The 260-nt window shown below is 58.8% G+C and carries 1 protein-coding gene; it reads left to right on the top strand.

What is annotated here, in order from left to right; translation table 11 throughout:
* A partial coding sequence (locus tag KMS84_RS44680; RefSeq protein ID WP_256921621.1) for a putative holin occupies positions 1-260 on the top strand: 260 nt, incomplete at both ends.

Genomic DNA, 260 nt, shown 5'->3' on the forward strand with positions numbered 1-260 from the left:
GCGTGGGTTTGGGTGCGGCATTCCCCACTATCGACCTGGCTGCATTGGTCGGAGCATTTGGTGGTGCCTTCCTTTTCGTTGTAGCTGCGGACGCCATGCCCACTTGGCGCCGTATTGGTTATCTCTTCGCCGGCTGGATTGGCGGTTATTTCGGCGCTGCCGAGCTACTGGGGCTTACCTGGACCAAAACAGCCGGATTCAGCGGTTTCGTTTGTGGTGCGATCTGCGTGGCTGTTGCCACCGGGATCCTTGAGTGGATG

The organism is Streptomyces hilarionis, from assembly GCF_024539675.1.
Taxonomy (GTDB): domain Bacteria; phylum Actinomycetota; class Actinomycetes; order Streptomycetales; family Streptomycetaceae; genus Streptomyces; species Streptomyces hilarionis.